At 65.6% G+C, this 15835-nt stretch carries 13 protein-coding genes; 9 read left to right on the forward strand and 4 right to left on the reverse strand.

Translation table 11 applies throughout. The annotated features are described in order from the left end of the window. Positions 1–4: 4 nt before the first annotated feature. The gene (locus GV819_RS28920; RefSeq protein ID WP_178125159.1) at positions 5–2233 is read left to right on the forward strand and encodes an LTA synthase family protein; all 2229 of its coding nucleotides are present in this window, start codon (positions 5–7) and stop codon (positions 2231–2233) included. A gap of 133 nt (positions 2234–2366) precedes the next feature. Here GV819_RS28920 and GV819_RS28925 read toward each other — a convergent pair whose 3' ends face one another. Continuing rightward, the gene (locus GV819_RS28925; RefSeq protein ID WP_161759444.1) at positions 2367–3428 is read right to left on the reverse strand and encodes a class I SAM-dependent methyltransferase; all 1062 of its coding nucleotides are present in this window, start codon (positions 3426–3428) and stop codon (positions 2367–2369) included. 290 nt (positions 3429–3718) lie between these two features. On the opposite strand from GV819_RS28925, the gene GV819_RS28930 reads away from it, so the two are divergent. Then, positions 3719–4684, forward strand: a complete 966-nt coding sequence (locus GV819_RS28930) for a helix-turn-helix domain-containing protein (protein ID WP_434738444.1) — start codon at positions 3719–3721, stop codon at positions 4682–4684. 98 nt (positions 4685–4782) lie between these two features. Continuing rightward, on the forward strand, positions 4783–5619 hold the full coding sequence (locus GV819_RS28935; RefSeq protein ID WP_161759446.1) for an NAD-dependent protein deacetylase: 837 nt from the start codon (positions 4783–4785) through the stop codon (positions 5617–5619). A 3-nt stretch (positions 5620–5622) separates the two neighbouring features. On the opposite strand, the gene GV819_RS28940 is transcribed toward GV819_RS28935, so the two are convergent. Next, entirely contained in the window at positions 5623–6528 is a 906-nt protein-coding gene (locus GV819_RS28940) for a LysR family transcriptional regulator (protein WP_161759447.1), read from the reverse strand. A 195-nt stretch (positions 6529–6723) separates the two neighbouring features. Between GV819_RS28940 and GV819_RS28945 the strand changes: the two genes are divergently transcribed. Genes GV819_RS28945 through GV819_RS28955 form a run of 3 tightly spaced genes read left to right on the forward strand, consistent with a single transcriptional unit; the run spans position 6724 to position 9311 of the window. Next, positions 6724–7422: a CoA transferase subunit A gene (locus GV819_RS28945; RefSeq protein WP_161759448.1), complete on the forward strand. Its 699-nt coding sequence runs from the start codon at positions 6724–6726 to the stop codon at positions 7420–7422. A 36-nt stretch (positions 7423–7458) separates the two neighbouring features. Next, positions 7459–8118 (forward strand): CoA transferase subunit B, encoded by a 660-nt coding sequence (locus GV819_RS28950; protein WP_161759449.1) that lies wholly within the window; start codon positions 7459–7461, stop codon positions 8116–8118. Between the two features lie 14 nt (positions 8119–8132). Beyond that, complete coding sequence (locus GV819_RS28955; RefSeq protein ID WP_161759450.1) at positions 8133–9311, forward strand: acetyl-CoA C-acetyltransferase; 1179 nt, start codon at positions 8133–8135, stop codon at positions 9309–9311. 295 nt (positions 9312–9606) lie between these two features. Here the strand turns inward: GV819_RS28955 and GV819_RS28960 are convergent, their stop codons facing one another. Next, complete coding sequence (locus GV819_RS28960; protein WP_161759451.1) at positions 9607–10524, reverse strand: LysR family transcriptional regulator; 918 nt, start codon at positions 10522–10524, stop codon at positions 9607–9609. A 130-nt stretch (positions 10525–10654) separates the two neighbouring features. Between GV819_RS28960 and lysA the strand changes: the two genes are divergently transcribed. Both lysA and GV819_RS28970 read left to right on the forward strand, forming a co-directional pair. Further along, a complete protein-coding gene (gene lysA, locus GV819_RS28965; RefSeq protein ID WP_161759452.1) occupies positions 10655–11887 on the forward strand; it encodes a diaminopimelate decarboxylase in 1233 nt (410 codons plus the stop codon). Positions 11888–12054: 167 nt separating this feature from the next. Continuing rightward, positions 12055–13203 carry a tetratricopeptide repeat protein gene (locus GV819_RS28970; protein ID WP_161759453.1) on the forward strand — a complete coding sequence of 383 codons (1149 nt, stop codon included), beginning with the start codon at positions 12055–12057 and terminating at the stop codon, positions 13201–13203. Between the two features lie 94 nt (positions 13204–13297). On the opposite strand, the gene GV819_RS28975 is transcribed toward GV819_RS28970, so the two are convergent. Next, on the reverse strand, positions 13298–14746 hold the full coding sequence (locus GV819_RS28975) for an MFS transporter (protein ID WP_161759454.1): 1449 nt from the start codon (positions 14744–14746) through the stop codon (positions 13298–13300). A gap of 127 nt (positions 14747–14873) precedes the next feature. Here GV819_RS28975 and GV819_RS28980 point away from each other — a divergent pair, with 127 nt between their 5' ends. Then, positions 14874–15782 carry a LysR family transcriptional regulator gene (locus tag GV819_RS28980; RefSeq protein WP_161759455.1) on the forward strand — a complete coding sequence of 303 codons (909 nt, stop codon included), beginning with the start codon at positions 14874–14876 and terminating at the stop codon, positions 15780–15782. Positions 15783–15835: the final 53 nt, after the last annotated feature.

The raw sequence follows: 15835 nt of genomic DNA on the forward strand, positions 1-15835 counted from the left end.
TTTGATGACAGGCAGGTTATTTGTGAAGTTGATCCGTAGTTGCCTACAACACCCTCTTGCACCCTTGTGCGTTCTGTTCGGCCTGCTGTTGCTGGTGCCCATGGGCGCGCGCCTGGCCCTGGGCTGGTCCAACCCGCTGGGCTATCTCTCGGACCTGGCCAGCGCCAGCCTGCTGACCCTGCTGCTGTACCGCCGCCCCTGGTGGCTGGCGTTGCCGGTGCTGCTGGTCTGGGCCCTGTTGACCCTGGTCAGCGCCGAGCTGGTGAGTGCCGTGGGGCGCATGCCCAACCTCGCCGACCTGCACTACCTGGTGGACCCGCAATTCGTCGGCAACTCCACCGGTGGCGGCCTGACCCATCCAGACCTGGGCCTGGCCTTGCTGCTGGGACTGGTGCTGTGGCTGATCATCCAGCGCACCAGCCGTGGCGTGACGGCCCCAGCCCTGCCGCGCCCGGTCTGGGCGGTACCGCTGGTGTTGCTGCTGGCCCATGGCACCACTCAGTACCTGAAACCCAGCGAAGCCGATCAATGGCAGCTGTTCAACCTGCCCCACCAGGCCCTGGCCACCGCCGTAGGCCAGGCGCAGATGCAGGTGGAAGACTGGCTGGAAGGCGACGTCGTCGATGTGCCGCCGCAGATGGCCGGCCTGACCCAGCTCGACCTTGAAGGCCAACCGCTGCTGGCTTCCGCGGGCCGCGCGCGCAACGTGCTGCTGATCACCCTGGAAGGTATTCCCGGCGCCTACATCAAGACCAATCGCGAGGCCATGAACAGCCGCTATCAGGAAAACCTGATGCCCAACCTCAGTGCCTGGGCCGAACGTGGAATGAACACCCCGGACTATGTGCTGCACAGCCACCAGACCATCCGCGGCCTGTACGCGATGCTTTGCGGCGACTACGACAAGCTCGACAACGGCACCCCCAAGGGCGTCGAAATGCTCACCCAGGACCAGCGCAACAAGGCCTGCCTGCCGGCACAGATGCACAAGTTCGGCTTCGCCACCCATTACCTGCAAGGCGCCGGCCTGCGCTTCATGGCCAAAGACAAGATCATGCCGCACATCGGCTTCGACGCCACTCACGGCCTGGAATGGTTCAGCAACGCCAACTACCTGGACTTCCCCTGGGGCAAGGACGACAAGGCCTTCTTCGAAGGTGCGCTGACCTACGTCGACCAGCTCAAACAGAAGAAAAAGCCGTGGATGCTGACCCTGCTGACCGTGGGCACCCACCAGCCCTACTCGGCCCCCGAGGAATACCTGGAGCGTTATGAGACGCCGAAACAGGCCGCCGTCGGTTACCTCGACGATGCCCTCGGCCAGTTCCTCAGCGAGCTGGAGCGCAAGGGCGTGCTCAAGGACACCCTGGTGATCATCACCTCCGACGAGTCCCACGGCCTCGACGGCGTACGCCTGGCCTCGTCCTGGGGCTTCAACCTGATGCTCGCGCCGGAGCAGGCGCAACTGCCCCACCTGAAGTCCGGCACCTACGGCCACATCGACCTCAGCGCCTCGGTGCTGGACTACTTCGGCCTGCCGGTGCCCGCCAGCCTCAGTGGCCGCTCGCTGTTTCGCGACTACGCAACAGGCCGGGAAATCATGTCCTACACCAACGGCAAGCTGCGCTACCACGACGGCCAGGGCACCTTCACCGAGTGCGACTTCCAGCAGCGCTGCCGCTACTACGCAAGCCCCGGCTTCATTGCCGACAGCGCCACCCTGCAGGGCCAGTACGGCGGCCAGCGTGCGCGGCAGGTCGTCGCCCGGGCCGACAACCTGGATCGCAGCCTGCTGCAATCGCCGTTGAACCAGCACTACCAGTTCGGCAGCCCGGCGATCATTCCGCTGCAGGCACAGATCAAGGATGACTGGGCCGACAACCTGATCGGCGCCCAGTACCTGGAAATGCCCAAGGGCTCGCAGACCCGAGTGCGCTTCACGGTGCGCTCCGCCGACCCGCAACAGAGCGCCTACATCCTGCTCAAGGGCAAAGAGCTGGAACAGGACGTGCCCCTGGGCCTGCCGGACGAGATGCTGGTGACCCCCGACCAGCCACTGCAGATGGACTTCAGCTTCGACAACCCGCAGACCCGCAAGGCGTTCTCCTTCCACCTGCTGGGCTACGGCCTGGGCGCGGTGGAAGTCAGCGACTTCAGCGTGATTACCGAGCTACCGGGGCAAAGCGAAGGGGCCAGCGAAGTCCAGGACGACGACAGCGCCCAGTCCAGCTGAGGCCTCTCGCACTGCAGGTCAGCACCTGACCCGCAGTGCCCGGCATCAGCAGAAACAACCGCAGGCGCAGGGGCGTTGCGGCCTACTGGCTGCGCAGCACAGCAGTTGCAAGACGCCGATCGCCGATGCGCCCTCAGCGCTCGCCCCGACGCGCCACCAGCACCGTCACCGGGGCCACCGCGAACGCCACTTCGCCCAGGGTTTCGACGCTGCGAAAACCACTGGCGTGCAACGCCTCCTGCAACTCACCCTGGTCACTCACCCGGCGCCCGAGCATCTGCATCGACAGGTAATAGGTCAGTACCCGTTGCGCCGTCCGTGTATCGCCGGGGCATTCCGCATGGGCGCTGACCAGCACTCCGCCAGGACGCAGGGCCGCGTGGATCCTGGCCAGGGTCGCCGCCAGGTCCGGGACGAAATGCAGCACCGAGGAGCACCAGATCAGGTCATAACCCTGGCCGATGTCGTCTACCGCCAGGTCACCCCCGAGTACCCCAACCCGTGCCTCAAGGCCCGCCTGGCGGATGTTCTGCGCCGCCACTGTCACGGTCGGCGCAAAATCGAAAACCGTCGCCCGTAGCTGCGGGTACTCGCGGGCCAGGGCAAGCGCCACATAACCCGGGCCGCCGCCCAGGTCGAGCAACTGCCTGGCACTGGCCATCTCGGGAATCCGCGCCAGCAGCCGCAGCGCCACATCGCAGGTGACCGCCTGCTGCTCCTGGGCGATCTGCACCCGCGCCGCCGCAGTCCACTGTTCGACGCTTCGCGCCGGGTCCGGCAGTGGCGTGGCCGGCTGGCCGCTGCGCAGTTGTTGTCCCAACTGCCCGGCGAATTGCCGCAGGCCACGCAGGCGAAAGCGCCAGGCCGCGCCACAGTTCAGGGACGAAGTGCTGCACAGATAGTCCCGGGCCAGCGCCGTGGGCCAGTAGCGCGGCATCGGTCCTGGGTCCCGTTCCAGCAGTTGCAGGGCCCAGAGCAATTCCAGCCAGTGCCCGGTATTGCCTGGATCGAGTTGCAAGTGCGCGGCAACCTCGGCGGCATTGGCTGGCTGCACCAGCCACTCGAACAGTTGCCATTCCAGGGCCAGGTCCAGGGCTTCGGCCTGCACCGCCGCCAGGTTCAGATCCCAATAGGGCTGCATGGGATGGGGAGTGCTCAGGCTGGAGGTCGATGCGGGGCTGAGTTGAGTATTCATATCGGGGCCTTCCTGGGAATGAGTCGAATGCGCACGCTCAAGCGCGGGGCGCGTTGCCGTGGCGAGCTGTTGCCCTCCGGGCAATTCTTCATGACCGGCCCATCAGCGCCGGCCACTGCGTTTGCGCGCAGGCTGATCTCCAGCACACGAGGGTCGCGCAGTGCCTGCAACTTGCGCTGACGGTACGGGCGGGAACATGCTATCGACTAACGCGAACGCTTATCATCTGTGTTCATATGCACAACGGATCCATTCATCTGCGCCTCGGCGCCCCTGGGGAGATCGGCATCTTGGCCTCGTCACCGAACCTGTCGCAGTCGTATCGGGTCACCTCCGACGACCCTCGCCTGTGTCTCGCCCGCGCCGATGGCTGGAGCCGTCAGCAACTGCCGGAAGCCCTCGGCCAGTGCTATTGCGAGCACCTGGCCCTGAGTGAAGACTTGCTGCTGGTGCGCTCGCGCTACTTGCCCACACGTCAGTTGATCGAGGAAACCGGCCCCTCCCATGGCTGCGCAATGCTGGTGATCACCTTCGGCCTGCAAGGCGAGTCCGGCTATCGCAGCAGCGACGGTGCACACCTGGCGTTTCGCGCCCGGCACACCACGGTCAGTGCCTTCCAGCACAGCCAGGGCGAACGCTGCTACCAGACCGGCGACAGCGTTGCGCAATTGCGCCTGCTGGTCAGCGAACGCCTGCTCGGCACCTATCTGGGCGCGGCAACGGCAGGCGAACTACTGGGCAACGGCCAACTGCGCCAGCTGGCTTTCCAGCGCACCTCGGCGGCCAGCAGCAGCCTGGCCCACAGCCTGTTCGGCGGCCTCCAGCCTGTCGCCACTGCCAGCCTCGACCGGCACATCCATTGCCTCAGCCTGCTCAGCGAACAGCTCAGATACCTGGCCCCGGCAGCGCCTCGGAGCAGCCCGCAATTCAGTGCCCAGGACCTGGAAAAACTTGAGCGGGTGCGCGAGATCATGCTGGCCCAGCTCGACCAGCCGCTGACCGTGGCCTACCTGTGTGCGGCGGTGGGGCTCAATGAATTCAAGCTCAAGAGCGGCCTGCGTTATCGCTTCGACGCCACGCCCCAGCGCATGCTCCTGGAGCTGCGCATGCGTCATGCCTACCGGCTGCTGGAAAACGGCTGCCAGGTGGCCCAGGCGGGGTATCAGGTGGGCTACCGTTTCCCGAACAATTTCAGCGTCGCCTTCAGCCGGTTCTTCGGCCAGTCGCCCAAGTCGGTGTTCGGCAAACGCCGCTGAGCCGGGCTCGGTCCCGGGTGGGGAAAATCGCTGGTGCCAAGGCGGCTTTGCAGGTATTGGTGCTGCATCGTCCCTCGTCCAGGAGCCCGACAGCGCCTATGACCACTCACCCGAGCGATGCTTTCGAACACCTCTGCCAACTGATGTCCCGCCAGTCGTTCATGGTCCTGACCGGGGCCGGGATCAGCACCCCGTCCGGCATCCCCGACTACCGTGACCAGGACGGCGTACGCCGGGGCAAGCAACCGATGATGTACCAGGAGTTCCTCAGCCAGCCCCAGGCCCGACGCCGCTACTGGGCGCGAGCCATGCTCGGCTGGCCACGGATGCGCCAGGCCCGACCGAATGCCGCGCATCAGGCCCTGGCCCAGCTGCAGGCCGCCGGGCGGATTGGCGGAGTGATTACCCAGAATGTCGACGCCCTGCACGATCAGGCCGGCAGCCTGGACGTCATCGAACTGCACGGCAGCCTGCACCGGGTGCTGTGCCTGGACTGCGGGCAACGCAGCCAGCGCGAGGCGATCCAGCACCTGCTGCAAGCGCACAACCCTTACCTGGCCGGAGTCGACGCGGTGCAGGCGCCGGACGGCGATACCCTGCTGGACCCATCGTTCGAGGAACGCTTCCAGGTACCCCGCTGCCCCTACTGCGCGGGCGACCGGTTGAAGCCCGACGTGGTGTTTTTCGGCGAAAACGTCGCCCAGCCCACCGCCGCTCGGGCCCAGGCCGCAGTGCAACAGGCGGCGGGGTTGCTGGTGGTGGGTTCGTCATTGATGGCCTTCTCGGCATTTCGCCTGTGCCGCAGCATCGTCGAGCAGGGCAAGCCGCTGCTGGCCATCAACTTCGGCAAGACCCGCGCCGATGACCTGCTCGACCTCAAGCTCGGCGAGCCGTGCGACACACTCCTGCCGTTGTTGGCCGAACGCCTGGCCTAGGGCTCAAGGCACCACGGCCAGGCGCTGGTCCAACTGCTCGGCACGGAGGATGTCGAACATTGCCTGGGCCGCCGTCGACAGCTCGTGTCCGGGGTGGGTCAGAATGCCAATCGCCCGCTCCACCACCGGCTCGTCGAGGATCAGGCAATGCCCGCCCAACTCGCCCATCTGCCCGACACACAGGGCCGGCACCGCGCTGACGCCCAGGCCACTGGCGACCATGCGCCCCACCGTCGCCAGCTGGTGGCTTTCAAACTCCACCGGCAGTTGCATGTCGCGGCTGCGCAGGTGCTCCTCCAGCATCACCCGCACGGTCGAGGGCCGCTGCAAGGTAATGAAGGGATGCAGCAACAAGGTTTGCCAATCGATCCGGGTCAGAGTCGCAAGCGGCGAATCACGCGGCACCACCGCAACGAAGCGGTCGATGTACAGCGGTGTGAATGCCAGGGAACTGCTGTCCTGCGGCTCGAAGGCCACCCCCAGTTCCACCTGGCGGTCGCGGACCATTTCCAGCACTTGCTCGTTGAGCACGTCGTTGACCGTGACGTTGACCTGTGGATAGCGGGCCCTGAAAGTGCGCAGGATCGGCGGCAGCAGGTTACCGGCAAACGACGGCATCGCTGCCAGGGTCACGCGCCCGCGTTGCAGGCTGAAACGCTGGCGCATTTCATCCTCGGCATTGTCCCAATCGGCGATCAGGCGCCGGGCCAGCGGCACCAGGGCCTCACCTTCCGGAGTCAGTGCGACGTTGCGCGTGTTCCGGCTGAACAAACGCCCACCCAGGCCCTGCTCCAGCGCCTTGATGGTCAGGCTCAAGGCCGACTGCGACAAATGCAGGCGCTCACAGGCCACGGCAAAACTCAAACTGTGGGCCACCGCCAGAAAGGCCCGGATCTGCTTGACCGTCATCTCATCGTCCTAAGGTATGCGCAACTGCCCGTTTCGAGCGGCAAGAGGGAGGCTGAAGCATTAACGCGTCACCGATTATGCTGTTTTATTTATCAATCAACCTTAAAAATCAACTTAACAAATCAATCCCGCAGCGCAACACTGGTCCGCAAACGGCTGGCCAGCCGCCAACGAACAAGAACGAGGATGGTGCATATGGCAGGTTTCGATAAGCGCGTGGCGTCCTATGAGGAAGCCCTGGAAGGTCTGCAAGACGGCATGACCGTGATCGCCGGCGGCTTCGGCCTGTGCGGTATTCCGGAGAACCTGATCGCCGAGATCAAGCGCAAGGGCATCCGCGACCTGACCGTGGTTTCCAACAACTGCGGGGTCGACGGTTTCGGCCTTGGGGTGCTGCTGGAAGACCGCCAGATCAGCAAGGTGATCGCCTCCTACGTCGGTGAGAACGCCCTGTTCGAGAAACAGCTGCTCAGCGGCGAGATCGAAGTGGTACTGACCCCCCAAGGCACCCTGGCGGAAAAAATGCGCGCCGGCGGCGCCGGTATCCCGGCCTTCTTCACCGCCACCGGCGTCGGCACCCCGGTGGCCGACGGCAAGGAAACCCGCGAGTTCAACGGCCGTCCCTACCTGATGGAAGAGTCCATCACCGGCGACTTCGCCATCGTCAAGGGCTGGAAAGCCGACCACTTCGGCAACGTGGTCTATCGCCACACCGCACAAAACTTCAACCCGCTGGCAGCCACCGCCGGCAAGATCACCGTGGTTGAAGTGGAAGAAATCGTCGAGCCGGGCGAGCTGGACCCGACGCAGATCCACACCCCCGGCATCTACGTCGACCGGGTCATCTGCGGCACCTTCGAGAAGCGCATCGAACAGCGCACCGTGCGCAAGTGATCGCCCTTCCCCAGCCCGACTAAAAGGACAACAAACATGGCTCTTACCCGCGAACAAATGGCTCAGCGCGTCGCCCGCGAAATGCAGGACGGCTACTACGTCAACCTCGGCATCGGCATCCCGACCCTGGTGGCCAACTACATCCCCGAAGGCATGGAAGTCATGCTGCAATCGGAAAACGGCCTCTTGGGCATGGGCGCCTTCCCCACCGAAGACCAGGTCGACGCCGACATGATCAACGCCGGCAAGCAAACCGTCACCGCGCGCATCGGCGCCTCGATCTTCTCTTCCGCCGAATCCTTCGCGATGATCCGCGGCGGCCACATCGACCTCACCGTGCTTGGCGCCTTTGAAGTCGATGTCGAGGGCAACATCGCCTCGTGGATGATCCCCGGCAAGCTGGTCAAGGGCATGGGCGGCGCGATGGACCTAGTGGCCGGTGCCGACAACATCATCGTCACCATGACCCACGCCTCGAAAGACGGTGAATCGAAACTGCTGAGCCGCTGCAGCCTGCCGCTGACCGGTGCAAAATGCATCAAGCGCGTGCTCACCGACCTCGCCTACCTGGAGATCGAGAACGGCGCCTTCATCCTCAAGGAACGCGCCCCCGGGGTCAGCGTCGAGGAAATCGTCAGCAAGACCGCCGGCAAGCTGATCGTGCCGGACCATGTGCCTGAAATGCAGTTCGCCTGAGGAGTAGCCAGACCATGCAAGACGTCGTAATCGTTGCCGCCACCCGTACCGCCGTAGGCAGTTTCCAGGGCTCACTGGCGTCCATTGCCGCCGTTGACCTGGGCGCCGCGGTAATCCGCCAGTTGCTCACCCAGACCGGCATCGACCCGGCCCAGGTGGACGAAGTGATCATGGGCCAGGTGCTCACCGCCGGCGCCGGGCAGAACCCTGCGCGCCAGGCCGCAATCAAGGCCGGCCTGCCCCACGCGGTGCCCGCCATGACCCTGAATAAGGTCTGCGGCTCGGGCCTCAAGGCCCTGCACCTGGCAGCCCAGGCGATCCGCTGCGGCGACGCCGAGGTGATCATCGCCGGTGGCCAGGAAAACATGAGCCTGTCCAACTACGTGCTGCCTGGTGCTCGCACCGGCCTGCGCATGGGCCACAGCCAGATGATCGACACCATGATCAGCGATGGCCTGTGGGATGCCTTCAACGACTACCACATGGGCATCACCGCCGAGAACCTGGTGACCAAGTACGGCATCACCCGTGAAGCCCAGGACGCCTTCGCCGCTGCCTCCCAGCAGAAAGCCGCAGCGGCCATCGAGGCCGGGCGTTTTGTCGACGAGATCACCCCGATCCAGATTCCCCAGCGCAAGGGCGATCCACTGACCTTCGCCACCGACGAGCAACCGCGCCCCGGCACCACCGCCGAGGCCCTGGGCAAGCTCAAGCCTTCGTTCAAGAAAGACGGCAGTGTCACCGCCGGCAACGCCTCGTCGCTGAACGACGGTGCCGCCGCCGTGATGCTGATGGGCGCCAGCAAGGCCCGCGCCCTGGGCCTGCCGGTACTGGCCAGAATCGCCGCCTACGCCAATGCCGGGGTTGATCCGGCGATCATGGGCATCGGCCCGGTCTCGGCCACCCGCCGCTGCCTGGACAAGGCCGGCTGGACCCTGGAGCAACTGGACCTGATCGAAGCCAACGAAGCCTTTGCCGCGCAATCACTGTCGGTGGCCAAGGAACTGGAGTGGGATGCGAGCAAGGTCAACGTCAACGGCGGCGCGATTGCCATCGGCCACCCGATTGGCGCGTCGGGCTGCCGAGTGCTGGTGACCCTGCTGCATGAAATGATCAAGCGCGATGCCAAGAAAGGCCTGGCCACCTTGTGCATCGGCGGCGGCCAGGGCGTGGCGCTGGCCATCGAACGCTAGACAACCCTCCCGCGTTCAACGCCCGGCCCTCGGACCCACGACATCCGGCGGCCGGGCGGCAACACCCCGGTGCAGCTTCGCCTGCATCGGGCTCCCATCCCGCAAATGGCTCCCCCCTCTTCAGCGACTTACAGGCGCAAGATCGCCTGGAGCTGCCCGACCACTTGCCCGGCAGCACTGCGTTGCAAGAACTGGGTATCGACGCCCTCAAGCAACAACCCGCAGGTAGCGGGCCCTTTATCGAACGGCCGCAAAACACGTGCTGCAGCCCCTGGATAAAAGCCGATGAAGGCTGTCAGTCCGGGCCGCTCGCCAACGCCTCCAGCAACTGCCGGGCCGCACTGCGCAGTGCTACGCAGAAACTCTCGACAAAACTCGAAGACGGCCGGTAATCCGGACGGATCAACATCACCCGATAAGGCACCGACAGCTCGATCGGGCGGATCGCCAGGCCCCGGCCCGCCTCTTCCATGGCGCTCAGCGGATTGATGATCGCCACCCCCAGTTGCTGACGCACCATGGCGCACACCGAGGCGGCGTTGGTGGTTTCGATCACCACCCGACGATCGACCCCGGCCTGGCGGAAATGCTCATCCAGGGTTTGCCGGTAGATGTCCAGGCCCGAGAGGTTGATGAAGTTCTCGCCGCGAAAATCCTCCAGCGACAGCTGCGCCTTGGCCAACAACCGATGCCCTTCAGGCAGGATGCACACCATGTCGGCGCAGAACAGCAATTCACCCTGGGTGCCCCGGGGCAGGTGCTCGCTTTCCGTCAAGCCGAGGTCATAGCGCTGGGCGCTGAGGGACTCTTCCAGCAACGGCGATTCCTGGGCGGTGATGCTCAGGCCGATGCCCGGGTGCTGCGCCTGGAAATGCTTGCACACCTGCGGCAGCAAGGTCTGGGAGAACAGCGGCAGGCAGCTCAGGCTCAACTGGCCGTGCTCGAAACGGCGGATCGACTGCGCCACGCTGTTGATCCGCTCCAGGCCGACGTAGGCCCGCTCCACTTCTTCCAGCAACAGCATGGCCTGGGCCGTGGGCAACAGGCGCCCGCCCTCGCGGTCGAACAGGCACAAACCGGACAGGGCCTCCAGCCGCGCCAGCTCGCGGCTCACCGTCGGCTGCGAGGTGAACAGCAACCGCGCGGCGCCGGTGACGCTGCCGGCCTGCATGATGGCGCGGAACACTTCGATATGCCGCAGGGAAATAGCCATGGAGGGAAGACTCGCTCAATCAAACAGCCCATATCAGATATGAATTACCCAACAAAGAATAGGTATTTTATTGAATAGCCAGGAATCGGCATGATGCCGGTTCTCCCACTGACCACAGACTGCAATCGCCATGGCCATCCCCTTCTCCCCTGCTCAACTTGTCGCCGCCGCCCGCCAGTACGGCACCCCGCTGTGGTGCTATGACGCTGCCACCATCCAGGCGCGGATTGCTCAACTGCAGGGCTTTGACGTAGTGCGCTACGCGCAGAAGGCCTCGTCCAACCTGCACCTGCTGCGCTTGATCCGCGAAGCCGGGGTGCGTGTGGACGCGGTCTCCCTGGGAGAAATCGAACGAGCCCTGCTGGCCGGCTTCAGCCCCGTCGACGCGGGCATCGTCTTCACCTGCGACCTGTTCGACGAAGCGATCCTGAACCGGGTGGTGGAATTGCAGGTGGAAGTCAACGCCGGCTCCATCGACATGCTCCGCCAGTTGGGCGCGAAATCCCCGGGCCACCGGGTCTGGCTGCGGATCAACCCGGGCTTCGGCCACGGCCATAGCCGCAAGACCAATACCGGCGGGGAAAACAGCAAGCATGGCATCTGGCACGATCAGGTCGGCGAAGCCTTGGCGGTGATCCGTCAGTACGGTCTGCACCTGGTGGGCCTGCACATGCACATCGGCTCCGGAGTCGACTACGACCACCTGGAGCAAGTCGGCGCGGCGATGGTCGCGGCGGTCAAATCCCTGGACCACGACATCGAGGCCTTCTCCATCGGCGGCGGCCTGTCGACGCCTTACCGCGAAGGCGACACCCCGGTGGATGTGCAGCGCTACGCCAGCGCCTGGAGCCTCGCACGCCGGGAGATCGAAGCCTACCTGGGCCACGGCGTGCGCATGGAAATCGAACCGGGGCGTTTCCTGGTGGCCGAGGCCGGCTGCCTGGTGAGCGAAGTGCGGGTGGTGAAGACCGCCGGCCAACACCACTTCGTGCTGGTCGACACCGGCTTCAACGACCTGATGCGCCCAGCGATGTACGGCGCCTATCACGGCATGAGCCTGCTGGATGCCAACGGCCAGCCCGTTGCACGCCCGCAACAGCCCACCGTGGTCGGCGGCCCACTGTGCGAATCCGGCGATATCTTCACCCAGGACGACGAATGCCTGACCCCGCACCTGCTGCCCCAGGCCCAGGTCGGCGACTTGCTGGTGCTGCATGACACCGGTGCCTACGGCGCCAGCATGTCCTCCAACTACAACAGCCGGCCGCTGCTGCCGGAAGTGCTGTTCGAGAACGGCCAGCCGAGGCTGATCCGCCGGCGCCAGCCATTGGCCGACCTGCTGGAGCTGGAGCTGGGTCTGTAAGTTCAGCGGCCGCCAAACCTTCGGCAACCACCCAAGCAGCGACACCAGAGACGGCCCTTGCACGCTCCCTGGTGTTGCTATCGGTTCGTGCTGACGCCGCCTTGCGATAGGCACTGCCGTCACCGACGGATAGAATTGCGCCCCCCTGCACTGCGAATGGACTGCACATGCTTCGCCGCCTCGGCTTCACGGCCTGCGCCATCCTAGCGTTTCTCCTGGTCACTTTCCTGATCACCTTGTGGCAATCCCCCTACAGCACCAAGACCCTGATCGCCTCAGCCTACGAACAAGGCCTGGGCGTCCCGCGCAACCCTGCCAAAGCGGCCGAGTGGTATCTGGCAGCCGCCCAGGCTGGTGATCCCGTCGCCCAGTTCAAGCGCGGGCACATGCAGTACTACGGCAGAGGTTTGCCCGTCGACCAGCAGGCGGGCCGGCAATGGCTCAAGACCGCGGCCGACAACGGCAACGCCTCGGGCCAGTACTTAACCGGGCTGCTGATCGAGGTGGCGGACGCCGGCCGCGATCCCGAGCAGCTGCGGATCGCCTCCGACTGGTACGCCAAAGCCGCCTCTCAGGGTGTGGCCGAAGCTCAACGAATGCTCGCCAGTGCCTACTGGTCCGGGCGCGGCGTGCAGCAAAACGACGCCCAGGCCTTTCACTGGGCGAGCAAGGCCGCCGCCCAGGGCGATGCCGCGTCCCAGACACTGCTGGCCAAGCTCTACTGGTTCGGCAAAGGCACGCCACCCGCAGCTGAACGCACACTGGAATTGCTCCACCAGGCAGCCAGCCAAGACAGCGAAGCCGAGGAAATGCTCGGCACCATGGCCCTCAACGGCAACGGCATGCCCAAGGACATCCCGGGCGCACTGGCGCACTACACCCGGGCCGCACAACAAGGCCGCAGCAATGCGCAATTCGTCCTCGGCTATCTCTACAGCGGGGGCGTCGGGGTGCCGGAGAACCTGGCCTTGGCCAACTACTGGTTCCTGCGGGCGGCCCAGCAGGCAAACCCCATGGCAATGATCAGCCTGGCGGTGCATCTCGACCGCGGCCAGGGTATCAAGCCAAGCAAGCTCAAGGCCTGCGCCGTGCTCCGTGTGGCCCTCAAAAAGCCGCTCAAGGGTGACGTCAGAGAAGCGCTGCAGACACAGCTCGACGCTGAGGAAAAGACCCTGAGCCCAGCGCAATTGACCGCAGTCGCTCAGCTGGAGACAAGCTATTCGACCGCCGCCGGCCTCGCTGTGCTGTTCGATGATCTTCCGGCGCAAACCCAGGGGTCGGCACTCACCCAAGGCATACGACGCGGCGCGCCATAAACAGCAGGATCTATCGATGTGTGGCCAACGGTCGGGCCCAAGGACGGTACGCTCAGGGCTCATGCTGACCACTCCTTGCGTGTTGGTGCTTGGATTAGCCCGGGCGCAGCCGCTCACAAGGGGGCTCGCCAGGCACTGACAGCCGGTCGCTCAAGGCCAGCATCAGGGCCAGGGCAATCAGCAGCGCAGCCACGCCATAAGTCCCGTGCATGGCAGTGCCGACCGCGTCGGGCATAGTCCGGGTGACTGCGCTGGCGCTGTTGATCCAGGCAAACAGTGCGCCCATGGCGGCGGTGCCGCTGATCAGGCCGAGATTGCGCGACAGGCTCAGCAAGCCCGCGGTCAGCCCACGTTGCTGCGGGTCCACGTCGAGCATCACCAGGCTGTTGTTGGCCGCCTGGAACAGCGCGTAGCCCGCCGTCACCAGGGCCAGCGGCGTGAGATACCCGGCCAATCCCAGGCTGCCGGGCAGCAGCACCAGGGCCAGCAGGCCGAGCAACATGCCCAGCAGGCCACTGCGGGACATGCAACGGGCACCCAGGCGGTCCACCAGACGCCCCGCCGGCCATCCCGCGAGTGTCGCCACCAACGGCCCGACCGACAGGCTCAAGCCCACCAACAGAGGCTCGAGGCCAAGGCCGCGAGCCAGGTAGAACGGCCCCACCACCAGGGTCGACATGATCACCGTGGACACCAGCAGGTTCAGCAGCAGGCGCACGCGCAATCCGTGCAGGCGCAGCAGCGCCGGCTGGAACAGTGGCGCCGCTGCCCGTCGCTGCACCCCTACCAGCAGCGCCGAGGCCAGTATCGCCAGCGCCAGTAATCCCAGGTTCAAGGGCGCCAGCAGATCCTGCCCCAGTGTCAGGGCCAGGGCGTAGGCCGCCAGGGCCAGGGCCAGCAGCAGCGTGCCGGGATAGTCGAAGGCCAACCGCGTCGCCACGTTGGGCCGCACGTCCACAGCCAGGCTGCGCCAGGCCAGTAGCAGAGTGACGATCCCCAGGGGCACGTTGACCAGGAAGATCCAGCGCCAGCCAACGCTGGCAATCAGCAGCCCGCCCAGGGACGGCCCGACGCTGGTGCCCAGCGCCGACAGGGTTCCCAGCAAACCCATGGCGCTGCCGGTGCGGGCCTTGGGCACGCTGTCCGCCACCAGGGCGATGCTCAGCGCCAACATCAGCGCCGCGCCCACGCCTTGCAGGGCCCGGGCCGCCAGCAACCAGCCAAGGTTCGGGGCCAGGCCGCAGCACAGCGAAGCCAGGGTGAACAGCGCGATCCCGCCCAGCAGCAGGCGGCGTCGGCCGAGCAGGTCTCCCAGGCGGCCGACACTGGCGATCAGCGTGGTGATCGCCAGCAGATAGGCCAGGACAATCCACTGCACCTGCTGGAACGAGGCGTCCAACGCCTGGGCCAGGGTCGGTAATCCAGCGTTGGCAATACTGGTATCCAGCGACGGCATCAGCATCGCCAGGGACAGGCTGCCCAGGGCCCAGCGGGCCCGGGATGGCAAGGCTTCGACAGTCGCCGGCGTGGCTAGGGAGGTCATTGGCGCAGCTCCATGAATGAGGGTGTCGCCAGCCTATTCAGCTTCCAGACCAGGCGGAAGACGCCTGCCTTGCAGCTAATCAATGCACGCCACGCGCTATCACCCTTGGCCGTGCTAGATTGCCCCCATGCCGACAACTGCCGATCTGAACCTGCTGCTGACCCTGGACGTACTGCTGAGTGAAGGCAGCGTGGCGCGGGCAGCGGCGCGCCTGCAACTGAGCCCTTCGGCCATGAGCCGGGCCCTGGCGCGCTTGCGGCAGACCACCGGCGACCCGCTGCTGGTGCGTGCCGGACGCGGCCTGGTGCCTACACCCCGGGCCCTGGAACTGCGCCAGCGGGTCGGCACAGTGCTTGAGGATGCCCAGGCGCTGCTGCTTCCTGCCCAGCAGATCGACCTCAAGCACCTGGTGCGCACCTTTACCCTGCGCAGCCGCGATGGTTTTGTAGAGAACTTCGGCCCGGCGCTGATCACTCGCCTGCGCGCCGAGGCGCCCCAGGTGCGCCTGCATTTCGTCAACAAGCTCACCCGCGACAGCACGCCCCTGCGCGAAGCCAGCGTCGACCTGGAAACCGCGGTGATCGACGCACACACCAGCCCCGAACTGCGCACCCGTGCGCTGTATCGCGACCGCCTGATTGGCGTGGTGCGTGCCGGACATCCGCTAAGCCGGGGCAAGGTCACTGCGAAACGCTATGCGGCAGGCCAGCACATCCTGCTGGCGCGCCAGGGACAGGGCCATGGGCGCATCGACCACGCCTTGAGCAGCCTGGGCCTGGAGCGGGAAATCGTCGCCCAGGTCGGCGGTTTTTCCGCAGCCCTGGCCCTGGCCCGGGGCTCGGACCTGATCGCCACGGTGCCCGAGCGCCACACCGCCAGCCTGCGCGACGGCCTGCACAGTTTCAGCCTGCCGCTGGCGTTGCAGGGCATGACCATTTCCATGCTCTGGCACCCGCGCATGGAGGCCGACCCGGCCCATCGCTGGCTACGCGGCTGTGTGTACGAGCTGTGTGCCGATCACAGCCAAGACAATTGAAGCCCCCCCTTCAGCATTGATGCAGGCACGTACGACACAACACTGGACAGGCC

This window comes from Pseudomonas sp. Fl5BN2 (genome assembly GCF_009908205.1).
In the GTDB taxonomy this organism is placed as follows: domain Bacteria; phylum Pseudomonadota; class Gammaproteobacteria; order Pseudomonadales; family Pseudomonadaceae; genus Aquipseudomonas.